Genomic DNA, 23248 nt, shown 5'->3' on the forward strand with positions numbered 1-23248 from the left:
TTCGGCTGTTAAGCTGCCGGCATGCCGTTGCCCACGGAAACCGAGATCAAGCTCGCGCTGCCGCCTGCCAAGGCACAGCAGCTGCAGCACATGCCGTTGCTGCGTGGGGTCAACGGGGCGACATCGCGTGCGACGCAGATCTCGACCTATTTCGACACCCGGCGCTTCAAGCTGAAACGCAAGGGCGTGATATTGCGCGTGCGTCGCAGCGGCGCGCAACACATTCAGACCATCAAGACAGAAGGCTTGGGCGTGGTCGACCGCCATGAGTGGGAGACCGAACTCGCCGGCGACGCGCCGGATTTCGCCGCCGCGCGCGGCACGGCGCTGGCGCCGCTCCTGACCAGGAAACTGCGCCGCAAGCTGCGGCCGGTGTTCGAGACCCGCGTGCGCCGCACGACCTATCCGCTGCAAACCAGGGACGCCGAGGTCGAAGTGACGCTCGACCGCGGCAAGATCGTTGCCGGCCGGCAATCGGCGCCGCTGTGCGAGATCGAGATCGAACTGAAGCGCGGCGACAAGAGCGACCTGTTCCGCGTGGCCCGCAGCGTCGCGCGCGCCACCGCCGCGGAACTCGCGATGAAGAGCAAGTCGCAGCGCGGTTACGAACTGCTCGATGGCAATGATGCGCTGGCGGAAAAACCTGATGCGATCGTGCTCACGGCCGATCTGCCGGCGCGCGATGCATTTCGGCTGATCGCCGCGTCCTGCCTGAAGCAGGTGATCGGCAACAAGCGCGCGGTGCTGGCCGGGGACCCCGATGGTGTGCATCAGATGCGGATCGGATTGCGCCGCCTGCGCGCCGCGATATCGCTGTTTTCGGATGTGCTGGAGCCCGACGAAACGCCGGCCATCAAGGCAAAATTGAAGTGGCTGACCGGCGAACTGAGCCCGGCGCGGGAGTTCGAGGTGTTTCTCACCCGCGTGGTCACGCCGGTGCGGCAGTTGCACACCCAGCTCGCGGGCATGCAGAGCCTGTCGCACGATCTCGCGGAACAACACCGCGCCGCGGTCGAACGTGCGCGCAAGGCGGTGGGCTCGGAGCGGTTTCGCACACTTGTGCTCGATGTCGCGGCGTGGTTGGAAACCGGCAGATGGCTCGATCCCGCCGACCTCGACGCGCGTGCGCGTGGCGATCAGCCGATCGGCGTTTTGGCCGCGGCGCAGATGACGCAGCGCTGGCGAAACATCCGCAAGCGGTCGCGGCTGCTGACCAGGCTCGATCCCTACCGGCGGCACAAGCTGCGGATCCAGGCCAAGAAGCTGCGTTATGCCGCGGAATTTTTCGAAACCGTATTTCCCGGCAAGAAGGCCGCGCGCCGCCGCAAGACGTTCCTCAGCGCGCTGCGCGGCATGCAGGATTGCCTCGGCGATCTCAACGACATCTCCGTGCATGAAGCCATGATGGCGGAGATCGCGGGCACCTCGAAAGCGCAGGGCAGCCCGCGCGGAGAGAGTCCAAAACGCGCTTATGTCGCCGGTCTGTTGAGCGGTCACGAAGACGCGCGCCTCGCCAGGGTCCTCGCGACGGCGAAAGGCGCCTGCAAGCAGCTTCAGAAGACGCGGCGGTTCTGGGGCTGATCTGTCTGCGTCATAGGCAAACTTTCCCCTCTGCGTTGCACTTGCGCCGCACGGCGCGCCTCGGCTGGTTCACCTCGCCCGCTTGCGGGGAGAAGGAGCGCGCTGTCCGTTGCCGCAACACGTCACCCCAAACTCATCGTGGCGGATGTCGCTGACCGAGCCACCACGGCCCTGATTTTCTGTGCTTGTTATGTCGACGATCGCACGCGGATTTCTGCATCTCACCAGCGCATGCCGCGCGTTCCCCATTGTTGCCATCATGTTTCTGCGCGTGTCAGCTTGGTGTAAGCACAGGGACATAATGTCGCGTCATTCGCTGACCAGCGTCCGACTCGCGGGGAATTTGCTCCTGTGAGGGACGAACATGCGACATCTACGTCTAACGATTGCGCTTATGGCCGCGCTCGCGGTTCCACCTGCCGCCAAGGCCCAGCTTCTCGGCATCAGCATCACCATCGCGCCGCCGGTGCTGCCGGTGTACGAACAGCCGCCGATTCCGGCAGCGGGTTACATCTGGACGCCCGGCTACTGGGCCTATGGTGCCGACGGATATTTCTGGGTTCCGGGCACCTGGGTGCAGCCGCCGACGGTCGGCCTGTTGTGGACGCCCGGCTACTGGGGCTGGCGAGACGGTGTCTATGCCTGGAACGTCGGCTATTGGGGGCCGCGCATCGGATTCTATGGCGGCGTCAATTACGGCTTCGGCTACGGCGGTATCGGTTATGAAGGCGGCCATTGGGACAATGGCGTGTTCGCTTATAACCGCACCGTCAACAATTTCGGCGGCGTCTCGGTCACCAATGTCTACAACAAGACGGTGATCAACAACGTCAGCGTCACGCGGGTCAGCTTCAACGGCGGCAGTGGCGGCACCAACGTGCAGCCGACCGCGCAGGAACAGGCGGCCGTGCACGATCACCACATCGCGCCCGCCGCCACACAGACCCAGCAGGAACATCTGGCCAGCACCAACCGCGCGCTGCTTGCGTCCGAAAATCATGGCCATCCGGCGATCGCGGCGACATCCAGGCCGGGCGAGTTCACCGGCCAGGGTGTTGTCGCTGCACACGAAGCCAAGCCGGGAGGCGTGCCTCCGTCAGCACCTGGCGCCAAGCCCTTGCCGGTGCCCGCGGCGGCTTCGAATGCCGCTCCCAATCCGGCTGCCAAGGCTGCCACTCCGCAGGCTGCGATCAATGCATCGGCGGGCAAGCCCGTCCAGAACAAGCCTGTCGCGAGCAACCCGCCGGCAACTGCGGGCGTGCCCGCTCAGCAGCATGCGACGACAAACAACGGTGCTCCTTCGGCTGCGCAAGCGAAGCCCATGAATCCGGCGTTGAATGCGGCGGCCAGGCCTGTTCCACCAGCGCCGCGCCCCGCTGTCGCCGCCGCGGCTCCAAGACCGATGCCGCATCCAGGCGTTCCGCAGGTCGCGCATCCGGCGCCGCATCAGCAGGTCGCAGCCGTGCGACGTCCGCCGCCACATCCCGCGCCGCATCCGCCAGCGCGACCAAAGGCTCCGCCGCATCCCGAAGGTCACTAGGACGTTTTCCCGCGAAGCATCCCCCGGACTTGATCCGGGGGATGTTCGCAATCTGCAGACACATATCTGCGGCCGTTCGCATCAGTTTTGAGGCGTTCTAGAATGCTTCAGTGACAAATCGGTCGCGCGTCGGCGCGGAGCCGGTACAACGCCCCAGGGATTGTTGGGGAGTTGAATTCAGGTGCGTTGTCCGTCGTTTGAGAAGTTCCTGCTGAGCACCATGCTCGCAGGCGTGGGCCTTGGTTTTAGCCTTGGCTTCTGCCTCACTTCATCTCCCGCTCTCGCCCAGGCCGCTGCCCCATCGGGGCGCTCACTTCCCGCCGTGACGGTCGATGCGCCGCAGCAGCGCCGGGTGCAGGCAAGACCGGCCGCGGGCCGCGCCGCGTCATCCCGTGCTGCGCGCCGGGCCACGGCCGCGCGACAAGCGGCTCAACAGGCGGCGCAATCGGCCACCTCGCAGGAGAAGAGCCGGATCGAGAGCGGCAACGGCCCGATCAACGGTTATGTCGCCGGCCGCAGCCTGGCCGGCACCAAGACCAACACGCCGATCCTGGAAACGCCCCAGGCGATTTCGGTGGTGGGGCGCAGCCAGCTGCAAGATCAGGGATCGCAGAGTATCGTCGAGGCGCTGCGTTACACCGCGGGCGTGTCGGGCAACTCCAATCCCAACGACAACCGCTTTGAAACGATCCGCGTTCGTGGCTTCGAGCCGCTGCTCTATCTCGACGGCATGCAATTGCCGGTCGGCACCCAAGGCTTTGGACGGACCAAGGTCGATCCCTGGATTCTGGAACGGGTGGAGGTGCTGAAAGGACCGTCCTCGTCGCTCTACGGCGCGGTGGCTCCGGGCGGCCTGATCAATCTGGTCAGCCTGCTGCCGACAGCGACCCCGACCCATACGGTCGAGATGCAGGCGAACAACTATGGCCGCATGCAGGGCGCCTTCGACCTCGGCGGTCCGATCGATCCGCGTGGAGAGTTTCTCTACCGCGTAACCGGTGCGGTGCACGGCGGCGGCACCAGCTTCGATTACATCGACGATTTCCGCGGCGTGATCGCGCCGTCGTTCACCTGGAAGCCCAACCTCGACACCACCTTCACCGTGCTCGGCGCCTACCAGCGTGACGTCAGCGGCGTGACCATCCAGTTCCTGCCCGCCAACGGCACGCTGCGACCGAATCCATTCGGCACGGTGCCGATCAGCAAGAATGTCGGCGAACCCGGTTGGGACAGCTACAAGCGCTCGCAATATTGGGCCGGCTATCAGTTCGAGCATCACGCCAGCGATGTCTGGACCGTGCGGCAGAACCTGCGTTACGCCGGACTCGATACCGATGTGCAGGCGGTGATCGGTCAGGGCGGCCTGATGGCCGACAACCGGACGCTGCGTCGCTTCGCTTTCATCGTGCCGGAGAATTCCACGGCCTTCACCATGGACAACCAGGCGGAGGCTCGCTTCAACACCGGATCGCTCGCTCATGTCGCGCTGTTCGGCGTTGATTATCGCCACACCACCAGCGATTTCAGCCAGTATTTCGGCTCGGCGCCGTCGATCGATCTGTTCAACACCGTGTATGGCCAGCCGTTCACGCTGCCACCGCTGACAACCAAAACGCGGCAGGTGCAGGATCAGGTTGGCGTTTATGCGCAGGACCAGATCGCGCTGGGTGGTTGGCGTCTGACCCTGAGCGGCCGACATGACTGGGTGACGACCGACAGCACCGACTTCCTGAAAAACACATTGCAAAGTCAGGACAACAAGGCGTTTTCCGGCCGCGCCGGCCTCAACTATGTGTTCGATTCAGGCGTGTCGCCTTATGTCGCCTATGCCAGGTCGTTTCAGCCGACGGTGGGTCTCGCCTGGGTCGGCACGCCGTTCGTGCCGACCACCGGTGAGCAATACGAGGTCGGCATCAAGTATCAGCCGGTCGGCACCAATGTGATGGTGACCGCGGCGCTGTTCGACATCACCCAGCAGAATGTGCTGACGGTTGATCCCGCCCATGTCGGCTTCTCGTTGCAGACCGGCGAGGCGCGATCACGTGGGCTCGAACTCGAGGCCACCGCGAGCCTGACCAACGGGCTCAAGATGATCGCCTCATACACCTATACGGATACCGAGACTACGAAGAGCACTACGCTCGCCAATGTCGGCAAGCAGTTGATCAACGTGCCGCGCAACCAGGCGGCGCTGTGGGGCGACTATACTTTCCAGGACGGCAAGGCCGCCGGCTTCGGCTTCGGCGCCGGCGTGCGCTATATCGGGACGTCGAACGGCGATGCGGCCAACACACTGCTGATCCCGGACTACACCCTGGTCGATGCCGCCGTGCACTACGACCTGTCCAACCTCGATCCGAAGCTGCGCGGCACCAGGGTGGCGATCAACGTCAACAACCTGTTCAACAAGGAATACGTCTCGACGTGTCAGAGCATCAACGCCTGCTTCTACGGCTCAGACCGCATGGTGACAGGCAGCCTGCGTTATACTTGGTGATCAGGAAGGTCTCCCCGGCATGACACCCCGCGCGGTCGGTATCTGGAAAAGCGTGCACACCTGGACCAGTCTGGTCTGCACGCTGTTCCTGTTCGTGCTGTGCCTGACCGGGCTGCCGCTGATTTTCCAGGAGGACCTCGACCGCGCCTTCGGTCAGCGCGCCGTGCCGGATCAGGCGCCGGTGTCTGCGCCGCTGCTTCCGGTCGACCAGCTGATTGCGATCGCGCGGGCGGAGCGGCCGAACGAGGTGGTGCGGTTCGCCACCAAGGTCGATGACGCGCCGCTGTGGAATATGGAGATGGGCACGTCGATCGACTCGATGAAGCTCACCTCCCTCGTCACCATCGACGCCCGCACCGGCAAGATCATGCGGGTGGGGCAACGGCTGCGCAGTCCCGTGATTCAATTCATCAAAGATCTGCATACCGAACTGCTGTTGAGCCAGCCGGGCGAACTGTTCCTCTGTGCGATCGGCCTGTGTTTCCTGGCGGCGATTGCCTCGGGCGTGGTGGTGTACGGCCCGTTCATGCGGCGGCTCGATTTCGGCACGGTGCGCGCGGCGCGCGCGCCACGGCTGAAATGGCTCGATCTGCATAATCTCACCGGCATCGCCGTCACGCTGTGGCTGCTGGTGGTTGGCGTCACCGGCGTGATCAACACCCTGTCGAAACAAGTCGCCAATCGCTGGATGCGGACTGAGCTTGCCGAGATGATCGGCCCCTGGCGCAACGCGCCGCCGCTGGACAAGGTCATCCCGGCGCAACTGGCGATCGAGACCGCTCTGAGGGCCGCGCCGGGCATGGAGGTCGCGACCGTCGCAATGCCGGGCTCCATGTTCGCCGGCCGCCACCACTACAATGTCTTTCTCAGCGGCAACGAGCCGCTGACCTCGAAGCTGATCATGCCGGTGCTGATCAATGCCGCCGACGGCACGCTGACCGAAAAGCGCAGCCTGCCGCTGTATGCGCAGGTGCTGTTCCTGTCGAAACCGCTGCATTTCGGCGACTATGGCGGCATGCCCTTGAAAATCATCTGGGCCTTGCTCGATCTGATCACACTGATCGTGCTCGGCAGCGGGCTGTATCTCTGGGCGGCGCAGCGCTGGCCGTCGCGCGCGCGCAGCGCAGTCGCCGTCGAGCAGACATTAATTCCCCAACCCGTGGAGCATCGTCCGTGACCACAACCACCCGCCATCAGACCGCGGCGCAGATCTTCCTGGTCCCCGCTATCATCGCCGTGATCATCGCCTTCGGCCTGGTCTCGGCGCTGCTCGGCGATGGCATCTGGGATGCGCTGTCGTGGCTGGCGCTGCTGCTGCCGGTGGTGGTGATCGCGTACTACTGGCTGCGCAGGACACAGCCGCGGCGCTGAACAGGCTGCACCGCCGCGTCAGGAGCTGGGCGGACACGACCCTCGAAGCCAGACCTCGCGACCCCGCATCGCGAACACCAGGGGAAGTCGAAACGACGTACTGGCCCTTTTGTAACCGGGCGGAGCTGGCGGAAACGGAGAGGCCCGCTGCAGCAGGTCGAGAGCTTCATGATCGAGGGCCTTGTCGCAGGATGATCGTTCGATCCAGCTCTTCAGCAACTGGCCATCCGGGCCAACCTGAAAGCCGACGATCAGAGCTCCGACTTTCTGGCGCATCCTCGCCATATACGGATAATCCTTGAAGCCGTTGACCCGTGCCGCGATGGCGCCCGCCCAAGGGCGCGGTATTGGCTCGGCCCGGGCAGGCCCCGAAAGGCCCGAGAGCGGAACAATCGACACCATCAAGCCCAATATCATTCCTGGCGCCGTCAAAGACGCCATCACCGCGCGCAGCATCTGTCCCCCATGATCGCCCCCGATCGCGGGACACAGGATAACGTTCGTATTGAGCGCTGCAATCGTCTTCCGTGCTTGAGGCGAGAGGGGCCCCAGCCATGCTTTAACAGTGGTCCATCCCGGCTATCCGCGGGTCGACGGAAAGCTGTCTCCCTGTCATCGTACCTGCCTTGATGATTCAGGAGACGATATGCCTCACCAACAGGATCTTTGGCGCTGGTCGGCGATTGATCTGGCGCAGGCCATCGGCAAGCGCAGCATCTCGAGCCGCGACGCCGTGCAAGCGAGCCTCGACCGCATTGCGGCGGTCAATCCGGCCGTCAATGCGGTGGTGCAGGTGCTGGCGGACGAAGCGATGGTCGCAGCGGATGCGGCCGATGCGGCGGTGAAATCCGGAGTGGCCACCGGGCCACTGCATGGCGTGCCCGTCACTATCAAGGTGAACATCGACCAGAAGGGATGCGCCACCACCAACGGCGTGGTGGCGTTTCGCGATGTGATCGCTGAGGATGACAGCCCGCCGGTGGCCAACCTGCGCAAGGCCGGGGCCGTCATCGTCGGGCGCACCAACACGCCGGCGTTCTCGCACCGCTGGTTCACCGACAACGACCTGCACGGTGCGACGCGCAATCCCTGGAGTTTGAGGCTGACGCCCGGCGGCTCCAGCGGCGGGGCCGCGGCCGCGGTCGCTGCCGGCATGGGCGCGATCGCCCATGGCAACGATTTCGGCGGCTCGATCCGTTATCCGGCCTATGCCTGCGGCGTGGCCGGCCTGCGCCCGACGCCGGGGCGGATTCCGGCCTTCAATCCCTCGGCGACATCGGATCGCCCGGTCACCGCGCAGCTGATGTCGGTGCAGGGTCCGCTGGCATGCTCGGTCGCCGATCTGCGGCTCGGCCTCGCGGCGATGGCGGCCTTCGATCCGCGCGATGCGCTGTGGGTGCCGGCGCCGCTGAACGGCCCGCCGCCCGCGACGCCGATCCGGGTGGCACTGGTGCCCGATCCGTTCGGCGATGCGGCGCCGGAGGTGAGTGCCGCGGTGCGCGCCGCCGGGCGCCTGCTGGCGGACGCCGGTTACGCGGTGGAAGAGGCCATGCCGCCGCGCTTCCAGGAAGCAGCCGATCTCTGGCATCGCCTGGTCGTCAACGAGGAGCGCATCTTCCTGCAGCCCGCGATCCGTAGCTTTGGCGACGACAAGAGCAAGCGCAATCTCGACGGCCATATCGCTTATGCGCCGATGCTGACGGCCGACGAGATCATCGTCAGCCTGCAGACCCGCGTCGGGGTGATGCGCGACTGGCAGCTGTTCCTCGACCGCTATCCGGTGATCGTGATGCCGGTGTCGCAGCAGCTGCCGTTCCGCGACAACCAGGACATGGAAGGGCAGCAGGTGTTCAGCGCCATGCTCGACGCGCAGCGCTCGCTGCTGGCAACCCCGGTGCTCGGATTTCCGTCGGTGGCGGTGCCGACGGGGCTGGCCGGCGGCACGCCGGTCGGCGTGCAGGTGGTCGCCGGCCGCTTCCGCGAGGATCTCTGCCTCGACGCGGCCGAGGCGATCGAGCGGCATGTGACCATGGGCACGCCGATCGATCCGAGGCGGTAGGGTTGCGTTCGGTGGAGGCCGAGGCGTCTCACACTCTCCGTGTCATCGTCCGGCTTGACCGGACGATCCAGTACTCCCGGTGCGCGTGGTGAAGTGAAAACGCCCGCGATGAAGTGCCGGCCGCTTTAACGTCAGCGTTCCAACCATCAGCCTTGCCGCCTACTGGGTCCCCCGGTCAAGCCGGGGGACGACACTGAGGGGATGATACGCTTCTCTCGCCTACCGCCCCGCGCTCCTTGAACGCTGCTGCGCATAGCGGTCTTCGTGCGGCTGGCGGCCGACGGTGCCGTCATGGCCGATGCTGGGATGGCCGGTGACGGGCTGCTGGCTTGCCGTCAATTCGTCGAGAAACACCGGTTTCGAGAAATAGAAGCCCTGGGCGTATCTGATCCGGCTCGCGGCCTGCAGATAGGCGAGCTCCTCGAAGGTTTCGACCCCTTCCGCGATCACGCTCATGCCGAGCGCCTCGCTCAGGGATTCGATGGCGCGCAGCACGGCCTGACTGCGCGGGCGCTTGTGGATGTCGGTGATGAAGGAGCGGTCGATCTTGATCTCGTCGGCGGTGATTTCGGCCAGCGCCGACAGGGACGAGTAGCCGGTGCCGAAATCGTCGATCGAGACGCGCACGCCCAGCTTGCGCAAGTGGGGCAGGATCTCCGACTGGAACTGGCTCTTGCGCAGAAAAGCCTCTTCCGTCACCTCGATCATGAAGCGCTCCGAGCAGCCGGTCGCCTCCAGCGCCTGCACGAAGGCACGCATGAAGACGGCATTGCCAGCCTGCTTGGCCGCGACGTTGAGGCTGATGCTGGTATTGCGGCCGAACCGCTCGTCGATCAGGTCGATCGACATCATCACCTCGTCCAGCACCAGGTAACTCAGCTCGTCGATCAGCCCGAGTTCGACCGCGAGCTCGATGAAGGTGGCGGGCGCCTGGATGACGCCGCTCTCGTTGGTGAGCCGGATCAGGGCTTCGACGCCGATGATCTCGCGGGTGCGGATGTCGACCTTGGGCTGGAAGGCGCAACGGAAGCGCTTTTCCAGGATCGCCAGCCGCAGCGCCTGCTCCAGTTCGGTGCGCGCCGTCGCCTCGCGTTCCATGTGGCTGTCGAAGATGGCGAAGCCGCCCTTGATCTCGCTCTTGACCCGATACATGGCGATATCGGCGTTGTGGCACAGCATGTCGTAGCTGCGGCCATGCTGCGGATAAAGGCTGGCGCCGATCGAGGCGGAAGCGAAGATCTCGAAATCGTCGATCAGCAGTGGCGCCTTCAGGCGCTGCAGCAGGTGATCGAGGGCGGTCGCAAGCTCGATCTCGCTCTCGATGGGATCGAGCAGCAGCAGGAACTCGTCGCCGCTGATCCGCGCCACCACGTCGCCGGGGCGCAGTTCGCTCTGCAGCCGCTTGGCGAACTTCACCAGCAGGGCGTCGCCGGCGGCGTGGCCGTAATAGTCGTTGATGTGCTTGAAATTGTCGATGTCGAGAAACACCAGCGCGAACCGGCCGCCGCCGCTGTCGCGGGCCAGGATATCATTGATGCGGGCTTCCAGCACCGTCCGTTTCGGCACGCCGGTCAGTTCGTCGAAATAGGCGCGGCGCGACAGCTCCTCTTCGGTGGTCTTGTGCCGGGTGAAGTCGATCGAGGCCGACAGCATCAGGGTCCGGTCGGAGATCCTGATCGGCCGCTCCGTGGTCAGCAGCACGCGTGTGCCGTCGGCCTGGGTCACGTAATGCTGCAGCACCTCTGCCGCCGCGGCCGGCGGCGCGTCGGATCCGGGCAGCGTTTCGACGCTCGCGGTGTCCGGCTCGGCCAGCGCCTTGGCGGTGGTTTCGAAATGCGCGGCTGCGGCTTCGTTCACCAGCAGGAAATCGCCATGCTCGTCACGGACCGTCAGGCCGATCGGGAGCATGCGGATGATTTCGTTCAGCAGATTCAGTTCCGGCACCACATTCGCGGGCCGCTGCGCACCGTCGGTTGCGGTCTCCGAGGGGACTGATGGCCGATCTAACAGGTCACGCGACATGTCGATTTCACGCAGGCCGAACCCGGCTGGTCGAGGCCCCGCGCTCCTTCCTATTTCGGATGCTGCAGGGGGGAGACCGGCGCGGGCGAAACGCCCTCGATCGGCCGTTTCAGCAGTTTATAGCGATCGGGGTCGAGCGCGCGGGGCTGCAGCGGCGGCGCCGCCGCCGGATTGATCAGCCGCGCGCCATCGGCCGTGGCGCCGACCGCCTTCTGGCGCGCAAGGCCGCGCCAGCGCTGGATCACCGATCCCAGCGAATGATCGGCGGTGGTGCCGATGTCCAGTCCGTTCGGGCCGGTGGCTTCGCTGCGGGGAATGAGATGCGGCGGCAATTGCCGGAACTTGAACCGGGTCGGCAGCGAGACGCCTTCGCCGAACGCGAAGACTTCGCCGGTGCCCAGTGAAGGAAGAAAAGCCAGCAGATTGGCGGCGGTGTCCGACACCGCGGAGCGCAACAGCTTCTGGTCGCGTTCGTTGGTCAGGCGCATCGCGAACAGCGTGCTGCACTGGGACAGGATGGTGGCATCGAGTTCCGCCGGCCGCTGGGTCACGAGGCCGAGGAAGACATTGTACTTGCGGCCTTCCTTGGCGATGCGGGCGACGGCGCGCCGTGTCGGTCCGAAGCCCACGGTCTTGTCCGCCGACATGTAACGGTGCGCTTCCTCGCACACCACCAGCAGCGGATCGCGGCCGTCGCTCCACAGTCCCAGATCGAACGCAAGACGGCAGATCACCGAGACCACGGCGTCGATCACTTCCGAGGGGAAACCCGCCAGTTGCATGATCGAGATGGGAACGCCGTTCAGCGGCAGCCGGAACAGCTTCGACAGCACCTCTTCCATGACGTCGCCGCCGACATTGGCGTTTTCGAACATGAAGGCATGGCGCGGATCGTTGCAGGCGGTCTCGATGCGCGCCATCAGCTTGTGATAGATCATGCGCGACGAGCGGTTCTCCAGCTTGCCCATGCGGCTGTCGAGCAGCGCCATCAGGTCGACGATGCGATAGGGCAGCGGCACATCGGCGGTGTAGCGGACGTGGCCGCCGTCGGGGGTCTGGTTGGCGGCGCCGACATACTGGGCGTACGCCCCCTTCGCCAGCGGAATGACCTCGGCCAGCAGGTCGACCTCCTCGTCGACCGGCGGGCGGCCGCCGAAGAACACGTCCACGATCTCTTCGAAATTGAACAGCCAGAACGGCAGGCGGATGTTGGCCGGGTTGAGCACCTGCGCGCGATTGCCGAAGCAGCGCCCGTATTCGTTGTGGACGTCGAGAATGAGGACGCGCAGGTCGCTGCGGACCCGGACGATCTGATCGATCAGGTAAGCGACGCCGCTCGATTTGCCGACACCGGTGGTGCCCAGCACGGCGAAGTGCTTGCTCAGCATGTCGTTGACGTCGACATGGGCTGATATGGCGTTGCCCTGCTGCAGCTCTCCGATATCGACGGCGGTCGCGCCGGAGACATTGAAGATCAGCCGTAGTTCGCCGGAGCCCACCGGGACGACTTGATCGCCGATCGCCGGATAGTCGAGCACGCCGCGATGGAATTGCATGGACGCGCCGGCGGCGCGGATCTCGCCGATCAGGTCGAGCTGGGCCATCGCGATGGCGCTGCCGGTCTGCGTGGCCGGGCTGCTGTCCAGCGAGACCTTGGTGACGACGCCGATCTGCAGCGATGAGCCGACCCTGATGCCGAGAAATTTTCCGACGGTGGCGCGCATCGTGTCGTCAAGGCCCGGCGACGACGGCAGCCTGACGCTGACATTCGAACCGGAGACCGATATGACACGGCCTGACGCAAGACCGGCACCCGGGGGCCGATCGGTCGTGCTTCGAAGGTCAGGTGCTTGCATCGCGTCGCTCTTCTGGCTCGGTTGTCTGCAAATTGCAGCCGGCACTGTAGCGGCGTCGCCAGCGCTTTCCTGTTAAACGACAGGGTAAATCCCGCGTTGTGCATGTTTGCGCCGTCTTATTGTTAGCGAGGTATGAACGGTCGGTTTGAAACTACCGTTTTGGTGTCCCGTAAGGAGAATACAACTTTAATTTTGTGCAAGTTGAGACAGCGTCGGTCGCAATTCTCAACTTGCGGTGGCGGTACGCCGGTCACGACGGTGACAGCGCCACCAGGGCGGCCAGCGCCAGCAGCAATGCCGGCGGCATCACGATACAGCCGAGCCGCAGGAACTGCAGCGCCGAGACGTGCTCATTCTCGCGGCGCAGTGCGATCAGCCACAAAATGGTGGCGAGCGAACCGGTGACCGACAGATTGGGACCGAGATCGACCCCGATCAAAAGCGCGCCGGTGACATGGGCCGGCACCTGCGCGGCCTGGCCGGTGGTGGCGGCGATCAATCCCATCGGCAGATTGTTGATCAGGTTGGACGCAATGGCGACAACGATGCCGACGATCCCGGCGGTCGCTTGCGGCGAGGTGGATGCCGCGTCCTTCAAGAGAGCGGCCAGCGCCGGCAGCACGCCGGTGCGGTTCAGCGCCTCCACCAGGATGAACAGGCCGGCCACCAGCGGCAGCACCGACCAGGAAATATCCCTGAGGATCGGCAGCGGCGATTGCTTTCCGATCAGCACGACCAGGATCGCCACCACGGCGCCGGCAACGAAAGTCGGCAGGCCCAGCTCGCGATCCAGCGCCGATGCGACCAGCAGGATGACGGCGGTCGCTGCGATCCCGAGTGCGGCCAGCTTGCCGCCGAACGACAGCGGCGCGATGTCGTGGACCGTCGCAACCGGCGCATCCAGCGCGTGGCGTTGGGTCCAGCGCAAAGCGAGATAGGTCGCGACGATGGCCAGCACCGACGGCAGCGCGAACACCCGCAGCCATACCGGCAGCGGCGGCATCTGCGAGCCGAACACCACGAGATTGGCCGGGTTGGAAATCGGCAGCACGAAACTCGCCGCGTTGGCGATGAATGCGCAGATCAGCAGATACGGCAGCGGCTCGACTTTCGCGGCCCGGGTCGCGGCATAGACTGCCGGCGTGAGCACCACGGCGGTGGCGTCGTTGGAGAGAAACACCGTCACCAGCGTGCCGACCCCATAGACGATCAGGAACAGCCGTTTCGCCGAGCCGTCGGCATGGCGCACCGCCCAGGCCGCGAGCCAGTCGAACAGGCCTTCCTGGCGCGCGACCTCCGCCAGCAGCATCATGCCGATCAGGAAGAAATAGACGTCGAGCCCCTTGCCGGCGGCGGTCAGAGCCTCGCGCCACGGCAGCAGGTTCAGCAGCACCAGCAGCACGGCGCCGGCCAGCGCCCAGATGAATTCGGGCAGGCGCCAGGGGCGGATGATGACGCCGAAAGTGGCGAGGGCGGCGATGGTCCAGGTCAGGATATTCAAGGTGCTGAAATTCACAGGTTCGATTGTCGGCATCATCGGTCCGTTGAGCGCTCCCCACCGCGAGCGCTTTTTGCGGACTGGATGTGCCAGATTTCGGCGGCTGCGCGCAAGCCGCGGCCGACAACGCCGGTCGGGCAAAAAGGTTCGAGGCGAGGGAGCGCAAAATACATGGGGGAGGGCAACAGCTTCTCGAATTGCGCTATGCTGCTTCGATGAGCGACACGATTCCCGATGTCTACAGCGATCCCTTGGCGCACTGGTTCGTCACCGAGGCCTATCTGATCACCGACACGGTGGCCTTCATCACCGCGTCGGCCGAGCAGATCGTCGCCGCCGGCATCCCGCTGTACCGGATGGCCTACTTCCAGAACACCCTGCATCCGGAAATCTCCGGCAAGAGCTACATCTGGCGGCGAGGCAGTACGGCGGTGGCGGGGTCCGCGCCGCACGGGCCGGACACCGAGGAGGAGTATCGCAACAGCCCGATGCCGCCTGTGGTCGAGGAGCGCAAGACCATCCGCTTTCGCCTGGAAGAGATCGCGCTGGAGGACCTGACGTCGCCGGTGCTGCGCGACCTCAAGCGCGAAGGCTGCACCGATTATGTCGCCCAGCCGCTGGTGTTTTCCACCGGCCAGGTCGATGCGCTGAGCCTGGTGTCGGACCGTCCCGGCGGCTTCGACAACGCCGACCTGCGCCGGCTGTATCAGCTGCATTTCGCTTTCGCACGGATCACCGAGGTTCACACCCTGCGCGACACTGCCGAGTATCTGCTCAATGCCTATGTCGGCCGCGCGGCGGGGCGGCGGATTCTCGCCGGCGAGATCGTGCGCGGCACCGGGCAGACCATCGAGGCGGTGATCTGGTTCTGCGATCTGCGCGGCTTCACCGGCATCTCAGACCGGCTGCCGCGCGATGCCGTGATCGCGCTGCTCAACGATTATTTCGGCGCCATGGGCGCGGTGGTGACCGAAGCCGGCGGCGAAATCCTGAAGTTCATGGGCGACGGAATGCTGGCGATCTTCCCGGTGGAAGATCCCTCAGCGCGCGCCGCGATCGTGGCCCATGCGGTTCGCGCCTCCGGCGCGGCACGCCATGCCATCGCGGCGCTCAATCTCCATCGCAGCGAAGCCGGCACCCATCCGGTCGATTTCGGCCTGGCGCTGCATATCGGCGAAGTCATGTTCGGCAACATCGGCGCCAGCGACCGTCTGGATTTCACCATCATCGGCCCCGCGGTCAATTACGCCGCGCGGCTGGAGAAGCTGTGCACCGTAACGGGCCACCCGGTGGTGCTGTCGTCGGCGATCGCGGCGCTGTTTCCGGCGAACGATCTTACGTCGCTGGGGCGGCATGCGCTGAAGGGCATTGATGAGCCGCAGGAGGTGTTTGCGCTGAATGTGGCGGCGGAGGGATGTGGGTAGGCTCAAGGCCCCCACACCCTATCAACTCGCCACGGTCCAGGGATCGATGATCGTCAGACCGGCAGCTTTGAACGCACTGGTGTCGCGCGAGGCCACGGCGAACCCATGCGCGGCGGCGATCGCAGCGATGTAGCCATCTGGCGTGGGGAAGCCTTTTCCGGCCGCGCGCGCCTTGACGGCGAGTTCGGCATAGCGCCGCGCCGCGGCGGTATCGAACGGCAGGATGCGGGCCGTGAACAGGTCCAGCACGCCGTCGAGCGCAGCTGTCAGCCTGTCCTTACGCTTGCCGCGCGGCAGCGCGCCGATGCCGAAGAACAGTTCGGCGATGGTGACGCTGGAGAGAAACAGCGTCTCGGCCGCTTGGGCGTCGAGCCAGTCACGGACCGATTGATGCGGTTCAGGCTTTATCGCCTCGGAGACCACATTGGTATCGAGCAGGATCATTCGAAGCGCATCGGCTCAGCGGCACGCGCGTCGCGGCCATGTTCAAGTGCCTCGACGTCGGCATTGGTGAGGCCAATCTTCCGGCTCATCTCCGAAAGGGCGGTGCCGAGCCGCAGCCGGCCCTCGGGACGCACGGCGGCCTCCAGAATGGCGCGCATTTCCGCTTCCGCGCTGCGATTGTGCTGCGCCGCGCGGACTTTCAGGGCGCGATGCGCCTCCTCAGAGAGGTTGCGGATGGTGACAGCGGCCATGATGGCGTCCTCCGGCGACTGACTGCGATGCTATCAAATTAGAGTAGTTGATAGCATTTTTCAAGAGTGATTGCGCCGCTCGCCCTACGAGTTGCTACCTTCCGTCTGCCGGTACTGACTCAAATCCGGATCATGCGTCATCGCCCAGTAGTCGACAAACCGCCAGGGCATCGCCGAGAACACCCGTCCCTGCCGGTTGCGATAATAGGTGGTCATGCCGGGATGGGTCCAGATCAGCTGCTCGTGTTCGCGGTCGACGGTTTCGATATATTGGTCGTGCACCTCGGGGCGCACGTCGATCGCCGAGATGCCGCGCTCCATCATCTCGACCAGGCAGGCGGTGATGTAGCGCGACTGGCACTCGGCCTGGAAGATCACGCTGCCGCCGTGGGCGGGACCGGAGTTCGGCCCCAGCATGCAGAACAGATTGGGAAAGTCCGGCACGGTGAGGCCGAGATAGGCGGTCGGGTTGTCGTCGGCCCAGGCCTGCGCCAGTGTCTTGCCACCGCGGCCCGTGATGTTGAGCCGCGCCGCCATCTCCGAGACCTTGAAGCCGGTGGAGATCACGATGACATCGGCGGGGCGCGACGTGCCGTCGGTGGTGACGATGCCGTCCTGCGTGAAGTGGTCGATGCCGGTGTCGACCAGTTCGATGTTCGGCTTGGTCAAAGTGCGGAACCAGCCATTGTCCAGCAGGATGCGCTTGCCGTAGGGCGGATAGCTCGGCACGCATTTGGCGATCAGATCGGGGCGTTCCGCAAGTTCGGCGTGAATGAACTCGGTCATCTCGCGCCGGTGCCGGTCATTGGCGCGATTGACCGCGCGCTCCGGATGCGGCCAGTCCGGATCCTTGCGCAGCATCGGCAAGAGGCCGTCGCCATAACGCCAGAACATGTTGAAGCGATACCATTCGGCGTAGAACGGCACGTGCTCGAGCAGCCATTGCGAGCTGTCGCTGATGCGATCGGAATAACCGACCACCGGCCGCGACCACTGCGGCGAGCGCTGATACACCGTGACGGAGGCCGTGCGATCGACGATTGCCGGCACGAGTTGCATGGCGGTGGCGCCGGTGCCGATCACGGCGACGCGCTTGCCGTCGATGGCGATGTCTTTCGACCAACGCGCGGAATGGATCGTGGTGCCCTTGAAATCCGCGGCGCCCTTGAAATCCGGTGTCGAGGGATCGTTGAGCTGGCCGATCGCGCTGACCAGCACCGAGGATGAAAATTCCTCCGAACCATCAGCGGTTTCCAGTATCGACACCCAGCGCTGCGCAGCCTCGTCCCAGCGCGACGAGGTCAGGCGGGTGTTGAGGCGGATGTGGGCATCGACGCCATGCTCCGCCGCCACGCGTTTCAGATAGGCCAGCAGTTCCTCGCGCTGCGAGAAGTAGCGGCTCCATCTGTTGCGGGTGCCGAACGAGTACGAATAAGAATGATTGGGGGTGTCGACGCCGCAGCCGGGATAGCGGTTGACCGACCAGGTGCCGCCGAGCTCGCCGGTCTTCTCCACGATGGTGTAGGGAATGCCGAGCCGGCCCAGCGCCACGCCGAGCGCGATGCCGCAGACCCCGGCGCCGACAATCAGCGCGTGCTGGCTTTGCAGTTGTGCCGTGGGCGGGCGCCTGCTCCAGGTCGCCGCGCGTTCCACCATCGCCATTTCCTCGCGGATCAGTGGCGCGTATTCCGGCGCCACCTGCTCGCCCAGGGTAACGCACATCATCTTCAGCATCAGGTCGTTGCCGGGATCGTGGATCGCGGGCTGGGTCTCGCCGCGCAGGATCTTGAATGCAGCGGCCTTTATGCGGTCCTGCACCTCGTCGGACAGCCCCGCCTGCGGATCGGGAATCAGCCGCACATCGCGCTTGGGCGTGTAGGGCGGCTCCAGCCAGTTGAGGTCGCCGGTCATGTGCACCAGCACCATCAGCAGCACGCGGATATCCGCTTCCGCAATCGCGGCTGCGAGCTGTGTTTCATTGCGCGCCGTGCTGTTCGTCATCGCTGTTATTCCCTGCTGATCTCAAATACGATCGGTTTCTTCACCTCGCCCCGCTTGCGGGGAGAGGTCGCCGCGCTTGCGCGGCGGGTGAGGGGGCGCGTCCGCGAGTCAGAATTCTCTAAATGCCCCTCACCCCGACCCTCTCCCCGCAAGCGGGGAGAGGGGGCGCGCTGTTCGTCATCGCAACGCATCTGGTTCAAATTCATCATGCGCTAGGGTGCCGCCGTCTCTGGTCCGGGCAGGCCGCCATAGGCATCCCATGCGAGGCCGGCGAGAAAGCCGGCATCGACCGGAATGTTGATCCCGGTCACGCCGCTGCTGTGCGGCCCGAGCAGCCAGACGATGGCGCGAGCCACTTCAATCGGCTCGACCAGCCGGCCCATGGCGGTGCTGCGGGTGAGATTGTCTGCATTCAGCGCGCCCGAGGCGATGCCGGCTTCCAGTGCCACAGTGCGGGTGAAGCCCGGCGACACCGCATTGACGCGCACGCCCGAGCGGCCCCAGGAGCCGGCCAGGGTCTGGGTCAGGCGGATCACGCCGGCCTTGGCCGCCGCATAGGCGTGGATCGGCCCCGAGGTCATGCCGGCGACTGACGCGACATTGACGATGGCGCCGTGTTTGCGCTGCGCCATGCGCACGCCGACCGCGCGCGCCACCATGAAGGTGCCGCGCAGGTCGATGTCGAGCTCGCGATCCCAGTTGTCCATGCGGATTCGCTCGACCGGATGCATCTTGCCGAACACGCCGGCGGCATTGACGAGACCGGTGATCGGCCCGTGCGCCGCTTCGATCGCGGCAATGCCATTGCTGACGCGGTCTTCGCTGGCGACATCGAATGGCTCGGGCCACAGCGTCGCTGTGAGGCCCTCGGGTTTTTCGGGAGCGATGTCGACGATCACCACGCGGTCGCCTTGCTCCGCTAACAGCGCCGCGGTCGCAGCGCCAATGCCGCGGCTGCCGCCGGTCACCAGGACGATGCCGGAATCCAGGCTCATGGGGTCGTCTCCTGTGTGTCCGGCATCTTGAACAACCCCCGCGTCAACAGCTTGTCATAGGCCGAGATGACGTGCTCCGGCACCTTGGTCACGCCGCCGGCGGCGTAGGAGTAACGGCGGCTGAGATAGCCGCGCGCGCCCATGAACATGTGCACGATGGCTTCCAGTTCCTCGTCGCTGTAGGCGGCGACCTCGTCGGCATTGCGGGCGCGCCGCAGGATGCGGACATAGGCGGTGGAGATATTGTCGAGGTGCTTCTGATAGCCGGCGGGCGCGAAGAATTCGGCCTCGTTGAGAATGCGCAAAAACTCCGGCACGTGGTGCAGGAAGTCGAAAAACGCCTGGAAACGTATGATCTCCTGCACCGCGGCATGGCCCGTGGGCGTGCGTTCCCGGATGAACCTGACCATGTCGAGCCCGATCGAGGGCAGCAACTGGTCCAGCAATTCCTGCCGGTTCTCGAAATGATTGTAGAACGTGCCTTGCGCCACGCCCGCGGCCTCGGTGATGCGGGCGACGGAGGCCTCCGCATAGCCGTGTTGTCCCACCATCTTGGTGGCGGCATCGAACAGCCGGCGCTTGGTCTCGTCATTGCGCTGGGCGCGGTTGAGCTTGACCACTTTCTTGGCCGCGACGGGAGGTTTAGTCATGGCGTGAGGCCTTCGAGTTCGGCGCGCAGCACACGCTTGAGCACCTTGCCGGAGGGATTGCGAGGCAGGCTGTCGCGCACGATCAATTGCTTCGGCACCTTGAAAGCCGCGAGCCGTCCCCGGCAGTGCGCGGTGATATCAGCGAGATCCAGCGTTGCGCCGGCAACGAGCGCCACCACCGCCACCGGACGTTCGCCCCAGCGCGCATCGGCAACGCCGATCACGGCGACCTCGCTCACGGCAGGCAATTCGTAGATCACCCGCTCGACCTCGGAGGAGGCGATGTTCTCGCCGCCGGAGATGATGATGTCCTTCTTGCGATCGGTCAGGAACAGAAAGCCGTCGGCATCGAGATAACCGATGTCGCCGCTGCGAAACCAGTCGTCGGCGAAAAACGCCGCTGCTGTCTTCTCCGGATCCTTCCAGTAACCTTTGGTGATCTTCGGCCCGCGCAGGCAGATCTCGCCGCTTTCGCCTGATGGAAGCGCACGTCCCATGTCGTCGCGGATCTCGATCTCCACATGGGCGATGGCGCGGCCAGTGGAGCCGATTTTTTCGATCTCGCGTCCCGCCTCCATGAAAGTGTCGCCGCCGCAAGTCTCGGTCAGGCCGTAGGCATCGATGTAGCGGGCGTTGGTGAACACGTCCGAAAAGCTGCGGATGCGCGCTTCCGGCGTGCGCTCGCCGCCGCCGATCGCCCATTTGAGACTCGAGACGTCGTAACGCTCGCGCGCGGGGCAGGCGAGCATCGCCGTGGTCATGACAGGCGCAAGCCATGCGGCGTTGAGCTGATCGGTTGCGATCGCGGCCAGCGCCTGCTCCGCATCGAAGGTGCGCTGGATCGACAATAATCCGCCCTGCCAGAGCACGGCGATGCCGGGCAGGTCGAGCGCGCCGACATGATACAGTGGTCCGGTCACCAGCAGCCGCGTGTCGCGGCTCAGTCCCAGCACCAGCACCTGGTCGGCGGACTTCCAATAGATGTTGTCGTAACTCAGCATCACGCCCTTGGGGCGATCGGTGGTCCCTGACGTGTACATCAGCCGCATCAGGTCCGAGGGCTGGCGGCGCTGCATCGGCGCCGGCGGCGTGCCGGGCGCGGCCAGCCGCGTGGCGTTCATCTGCGTGGCGTCATCCACCCGCACCGCCGGCGCGGGTCCCGCAGCATTCCCCGCAAGCTCGTCATCGACGATCAAGAGCTTCGCGCCGGAATTCTCCACGATATAGCCGACCTCGTCGGCGGAGAGGCGGAAGTTGATCGGCAGGAACACCGCGCCGATGTGGCTGACCGCAAAAGCGATGTCGAGAAACGCCGCGCTGTTTTTCATCAGCACCGCGACCACGTCGTCGTGCCTTATGCCGCGTGACACCAGCCAGCCGCCGACCGTGCGGATGCGGGTCTCGAAGGCGGCGTAGGAAATATCCTCGCCACGGTATTTCAGCGCACAGCGCTGCGGCGTCTGCCGGGCGTGAAATGCGATGAAGCTGGATAAATTGATCATGCGACGCCCAAAAAGCGGATAACCGACGTTGAAACGACCCTGCAAACACCAAATATGAATTATGACTCGTAATTCATCTTTCGCTTGACGTCACCCCCCAATTTCTGAAATCCTCCATTTCAACGGAGACGGAACGATCTCCGCTGGGAGGACGCGATGACGATCACTGACAAGACCGGCGTGAGCCGGCGTTCGACGCTGGCGTTGTTAGGTGCAGGTCTTGGAGCGAGTGCTGTTTCGCTCGCCGCGCCGCATGTCGCGCGTGCGCAGGCCAAGACCATCAAGATCGGGATGCCGACCATTCTCTCGGGACGGGTGGCGCAGCTCGGCACCTCGTCGCGCAATGCGCTGCTGATGGAGGTGGAGAAGGTCAACGCCGCCGGCGGGCTCGCCGGCCGCACCATCGAGATGGTGATCCGCGATTCCAAAGGACAGCCGCAGGAAGCCGCCCGCATCGCCCGCGAACTGGTCAATACCGATGGTTGCGAACTGCTGATCGACGGCGAGGCGTCATCCGGCGCGTTCGCGGTGCACGAGGTGGCGCGCGATCTCGGTGTGTTCTGCCTGCACACCAATTCGGAGACGTCGTCGCTCACCGCCGATCCCAAGCAGCGCATTCCCAATGCGTTCCGCTGCGCCCGCGTCGGCGTGCACGACTCCATTGTCGGCGGCCGTTATGCAGCCGAAATTTCCAAGGCCAAGGACCTGAAGAAGTGGGCGACATGTTCGCCTGACTACGCCTACGGCCGCGACACCACCGGCGAGTTCACCACCTACCTGAAGCAGTTCGCCCCCGATGTCGAGATCATCAGCGAAGCCTGGCCGAAACTGTTCCAGCCCGACTACACCGAAGTGGTCACCAAGATCCTGCAGGCCAAGCCGCAGGCGCTGTACTCGTGCCTGTGGGGCGGCGATCTCACCTCGTACATCGACCAGGCCAACATCTATGCGATGTTCACCCAGATGGAGGTGTTCGCGGTCAATATGGCGGACTACACCGCACTCACGGTCGTGAAGAACCTGCCCAAGGGCATCCACTCCGGCAACCGCTACATCAAGACCTATCCGAAGACGGCGGAGAACGCTGCCTGGGGCGACGCCTACCGCGCCAAGTACAACGAATATCCCACCAACTGGTCATGGCAGAACGCCACCGCCGTGGCGCTGGTGACGGAAGCCGCCAGGAAGGCCAACTCCACCGACGGCAAGAAGATCGCCGACGCGCTGCGCGGCCTCACCATCAAGTCACCATTCGGAGCCGACGGCACCGTCACCATGCGCGCCGAAGACCAGACCATGGTCGGCTACGCCATCGGCTGGGGCACCACGATCTCGCAGGAGCCGTACGTGCCGGAGGTGAAGCCGGGCGACTGGAAGACCATCTTCGAGCTGGAAGCGCAATGGAAGAAGAGCAAGGGGTATGCGTGAGACATGAACTCGGACTTGTAGCCCGGATGAGCGCAGCGATATCCGGGATGTGAGTCAATGTGTGGTTCCCCGGATGTCGCTTCGCTCATCCGGGCTACTCCAGTTATCCGTCATCCTGAGGTGCGAGCG

At 64.9% G+C, this 23248-nt stretch carries 18 protein-coding genes; 8 read left to right on the forward strand and 10 right to left on the reverse strand.

Annotated elements, in window-relative coordinates:
- Positions 1-21 precede the first annotated feature (21 nt).
- The 5 genes from RS897_RS21705 (at position 22) to RS897_RS21725 (ending at position 6989) form a co-directional block, all read left to right on the forward strand.
- Positions 22-1581, forward strand: coding sequence for a CYTH and CHAD domain-containing protein (locus RS897_RS21705; RefSeq protein WP_315830779.1), 1560 nt, complete (start codon positions 22-24; stop codon positions 1579-1581).
- 394 nt (positions 1582-1975) lie between these two features.
- Positions 1976-3121, forward strand: a complete 1146-nt coding sequence (locus RS897_RS21710; RefSeq protein WP_315830780.1) for a YXWGXW repeat-containing protein — start codon at positions 1976-1978, stop codon at positions 3119-3121.
- Between the two features lie 181 nt (positions 3122-3302).
- Entirely contained in the window at positions 3303-5618 is a 2316-nt protein-coding gene (locus tag RS897_RS21715; RefSeq protein WP_315830781.1) for a TonB-dependent siderophore receptor, read from the forward strand.
- Between the two features lie 19 nt (positions 5619-5637).
- Positions 5638-6795 carry a PepSY-associated TM helix domain-containing protein gene (locus RS897_RS21720; RefSeq protein ID WP_315830782.1) on the forward strand — a complete coding sequence of 386 codons (1158 nt, stop codon included), beginning with the start codon at positions 5638-5640 and terminating at the stop codon, positions 6793-6795.
- The gene (locus RS897_RS21725) at positions 6792-6989 is read left to right on the forward strand and encodes a hypothetical protein (RefSeq protein ID WP_315830783.1); all 198 of its coding nucleotides are present in this window, start codon (positions 6792-6794) and stop codon (positions 6987-6989) included. Before RS897_RS21720 ends, RS897_RS21725 begins: the two co-directional genes overlap by 4 nt.
- 18 nt (positions 6990-7007) lie before the next feature.
- On the opposite strand, the gene RS897_RS21730 is transcribed toward RS897_RS21725, so the two are convergent.
- Complete coding sequence (locus tag RS897_RS21730) at positions 7008-7445, reverse strand: energy transducer TonB family protein (protein WP_315830784.1); 438 nt, start codon at positions 7443-7445, stop codon at positions 7008-7010.
- Between the two features lie 190 nt (positions 7446-7635).
- On the opposite strand from RS897_RS21730, the gene RS897_RS21735 reads away from it, so the two are divergent.
- A complete protein-coding gene (locus tag RS897_RS21735; RefSeq protein WP_315830785.1) occupies positions 7636-9048 on the forward strand; it encodes an amidase family protein in 1413 nt (470 codons plus the stop codon).
- A 219-nt stretch (positions 9049-9267) separates the two neighbouring features.
- On the opposite strand, the gene RS897_RS21740 is transcribed toward RS897_RS21735, so the two are convergent.
- The 3 genes from RS897_RS21740 to RS897_RS21750 form a co-directional block, all read right to left on the reverse strand.
- Positions 9268-11070, reverse strand: a complete 1803-nt coding sequence (locus RS897_RS21740) for a putative bifunctional diguanylate cyclase/phosphodiesterase (RefSeq protein WP_407654275.1) — start codon at positions 11068-11070, stop codon at positions 9268-9270.
- Between the two features lie 50 nt (positions 11071-11120).
- Positions 11121-12926 carry an ATP-binding protein gene (locus tag RS897_RS21745; protein WP_315830786.1) on the reverse strand — a complete coding sequence of 602 codons (1806 nt, stop codon included), beginning with the start codon at positions 12924-12926 and terminating at the stop codon, positions 11121-11123.
- Between the two features lie 250 nt (positions 12927-13176).
- Positions 13177-14463 carry an arsenic transporter gene (locus RS897_RS21750; protein WP_315830787.1) on the reverse strand — a complete coding sequence of 429 codons (1287 nt, stop codon included), beginning with the start codon at positions 14461-14463 and terminating at the stop codon, positions 13177-13179.
- Between the two features lie 176 nt (positions 14464-14639).
- On the opposite strand from RS897_RS21750, the gene RS897_RS21755 reads away from it, so the two are divergent.
- A complete protein-coding gene (locus tag RS897_RS21755; RefSeq protein ID WP_315830788.1) occupies positions 14640-15848 on the forward strand; it encodes an adenylate/guanylate cyclase domain-containing protein in 1209 nt (402 codons plus the stop codon).
- Between the two features lie 21 nt (positions 15849-15869).
- Here RS897_RS21755 and RS897_RS21760 read toward each other — a convergent pair whose 3' ends face one another.
- The 6 genes from RS897_RS21760 to RS897_RS21785 all read right to left on the reverse strand — a co-directional run bounded on the left by RS897_RS21760 (position 15870) and on the right by RS897_RS21785 (position 21691).
- Positions 15870-16292 (reverse strand): type II toxin-antitoxin system VapC family toxin, encoded by a 423-nt coding sequence (locus RS897_RS21760; RefSeq protein WP_315830789.1) that lies wholly within the window; start codon positions 16290-16292, stop codon positions 15870-15872.
- Positions 16289-16543 carry a FitA-like ribbon-helix-helix domain-containing protein gene (locus RS897_RS21765; RefSeq protein WP_257177968.1) on the reverse strand — a complete coding sequence of 85 codons (255 nt, stop codon included), beginning with the start codon at positions 16541-16543 and terminating at the stop codon, positions 16289-16291. The genes RS897_RS21760 and RS897_RS21765 overlap by 4 nt, the downstream gene beginning before the upstream one ends.
- Positions 16544-16627: 84 nt before the next feature.
- A complete protein-coding gene (locus tag RS897_RS21770) occupies positions 16628-18544 on the reverse strand; it encodes a flavin-containing monooxygenase (RefSeq protein WP_315830790.1) in 1917 nt (638 codons plus the stop codon).
- A 212-nt stretch (positions 18545-18756) separates the two neighbouring features.
- Complete coding sequence (locus tag RS897_RS21775) at positions 18757-19539, reverse strand: SDR family NAD(P)-dependent oxidoreductase (protein WP_315830791.1); 783 nt, start codon at positions 19537-19539, stop codon at positions 18757-18759.
- Positions 19536-20189, reverse strand: a complete 654-nt coding sequence (locus RS897_RS21780; protein ID WP_315830792.1) for a TetR/AcrR family transcriptional regulator — start codon at positions 20187-20189, stop codon at positions 19536-19538. The genes RS897_RS21775 and RS897_RS21780 overlap by 4 nt, the downstream gene beginning before the upstream one ends.
- Complete coding sequence (locus RS897_RS21785) at positions 20186-21691, reverse strand: AMP-binding protein (protein ID WP_315830793.1); 1506 nt, start codon at positions 21689-21691, stop codon at positions 20186-20188. Before RS897_RS21785 ends, RS897_RS21780 begins: the two co-directional genes overlap by 4 nt.
- 156 nt (positions 21692-21847) lie before the next feature.
- Here RS897_RS21785 and RS897_RS21790 point away from each other — a divergent pair, with 156 nt between their 5' ends.
- Positions 21848-23119 carry an ABC transporter substrate-binding protein gene (locus RS897_RS21790; protein WP_315830794.1) on the forward strand — a complete coding sequence of 424 codons (1272 nt, stop codon included), beginning with the start codon at positions 21848-21850 and terminating at the stop codon, positions 23117-23119.
- Positions 23120-23248: the final 129 nt, after the last annotated feature.

It is taken from the genome of Bradyrhizobium prioriisuperbiae, assembly GCF_032397745.1.
Classification (GTDB): domain Bacteria; phylum Pseudomonadota; class Alphaproteobacteria; order Rhizobiales; family Xanthobacteraceae; genus Bradyrhizobium_A; species Bradyrhizobium_A prioriisuperbiae.

What these genes read in the sequence shown, in the direction of transcription:
- RS897_RS21770 (WP_315830790.1), bottom strand. Translation starts at nt 18,544, where the DNA reads ATGACGAACAGCACGGCGCGCAATGAAACACAGCTCGCAGCCGCGATT.
- RS897_RS21790 (WP_315830794.1), top strand. Translation starts at nt 21,848, where the DNA reads ATGACGATCACTGACAAGACCGGCGTGAGCCGGCGTTCGACGCTGGCG.
- RS897_RS21720 (WP_315830782.1), top strand. Translation starts at nt 5,638, where the DNA reads ATGACACCCCGCGCGGTCGGTATCTGGAAAAGCGTGCACACCTGGACC.
- RS897_RS21775 (WP_315830791.1), bottom strand. Translation starts at nt 19,539, where the DNA reads ATGAGCCTGGATTCCGGCATCGTCCTGGTGACCGGCGGCAGCCGCGGC.
- RS897_RS21785 (WP_315830793.1), bottom strand. Translation starts at nt 21,691, where the DNA reads ATGATCAATTTATCCAGCTTCATCGCATTTCACGCCCGGCAGACGCCG.
- RS897_RS21735 (WP_315830785.1), top strand. Translation starts at nt 7,636, where the DNA reads ATGCCTCACCAACAGGATCTTTGGCGCTGGTCGGCGATTGATCTGGCG.
- RS897_RS21745 (WP_315830786.1), bottom strand. Translation starts at nt 12,926, where the DNA reads ATGCAAGCACCTGACCTTCGAAGCACGACCGATCGGCCCCCGGGTGCC.
- RS897_RS21750 (WP_315830787.1), bottom strand. Translation starts at nt 14,463, where the DNA reads ATGATGCCGACAATCGAACCTGTGAATTTCAGCACCTTGAATATCCTG.
- RS897_RS21740 (WP_407654275.1), bottom strand. Translation starts at nt 11,070, where the DNA reads ATGTCGCGTGACCTGTTAGATCGGCCATCAGTCCCCTCGGAGACCGCA.
- RS897_RS21765 (WP_257177968.1), bottom strand. Translation starts at nt 16,543, where the DNA reads ATGGCCGCTGTCACCATCCGCAACCTCTCTGAGGAGGCGCATCGCGCC.
- RS897_RS21705 (WP_315830779.1), top strand. Translation starts at nt 22, where the DNA reads ATGCCGTTGCCCACGGAAACCGAGATCAAGCTCGCGCTGCCGCCTGCC.
- RS897_RS21780 (WP_315830792.1), bottom strand. Translation starts at nt 20,189, where the DNA reads ATGACTAAACCTCCCGTCGCGGCCAAGAAAGTGGTCAAGCTCAACCGC.
- RS897_RS21710 (WP_315830780.1), top strand. Translation starts at nt 1,976, where the DNA reads ATGGCCGCGCTCGCGGTTCCACCTGCCGCCAAGGCCCAGCTTCTCGGC.
- RS897_RS21730 (WP_315830784.1), bottom strand. Translation starts at nt 7,445, where the DNA reads ATGCTGCGCGCGGTGATGGCGTCTTTGACGGCGCCAGGAATGATATTG.
- RS897_RS21755 (WP_315830788.1), top strand. Translation starts at nt 14,640, where the DNA reads ATGAGCGACACGATTCCCGATGTCTACAGCGATCCCTTGGCGCACTGG.
- RS897_RS21760 (WP_315830789.1), bottom strand. Translation starts at nt 16,292, where the DNA reads ATGATCCTGCTCGATACCAATGTGGTCTCCGAGGCGATAAAGCCTGAA.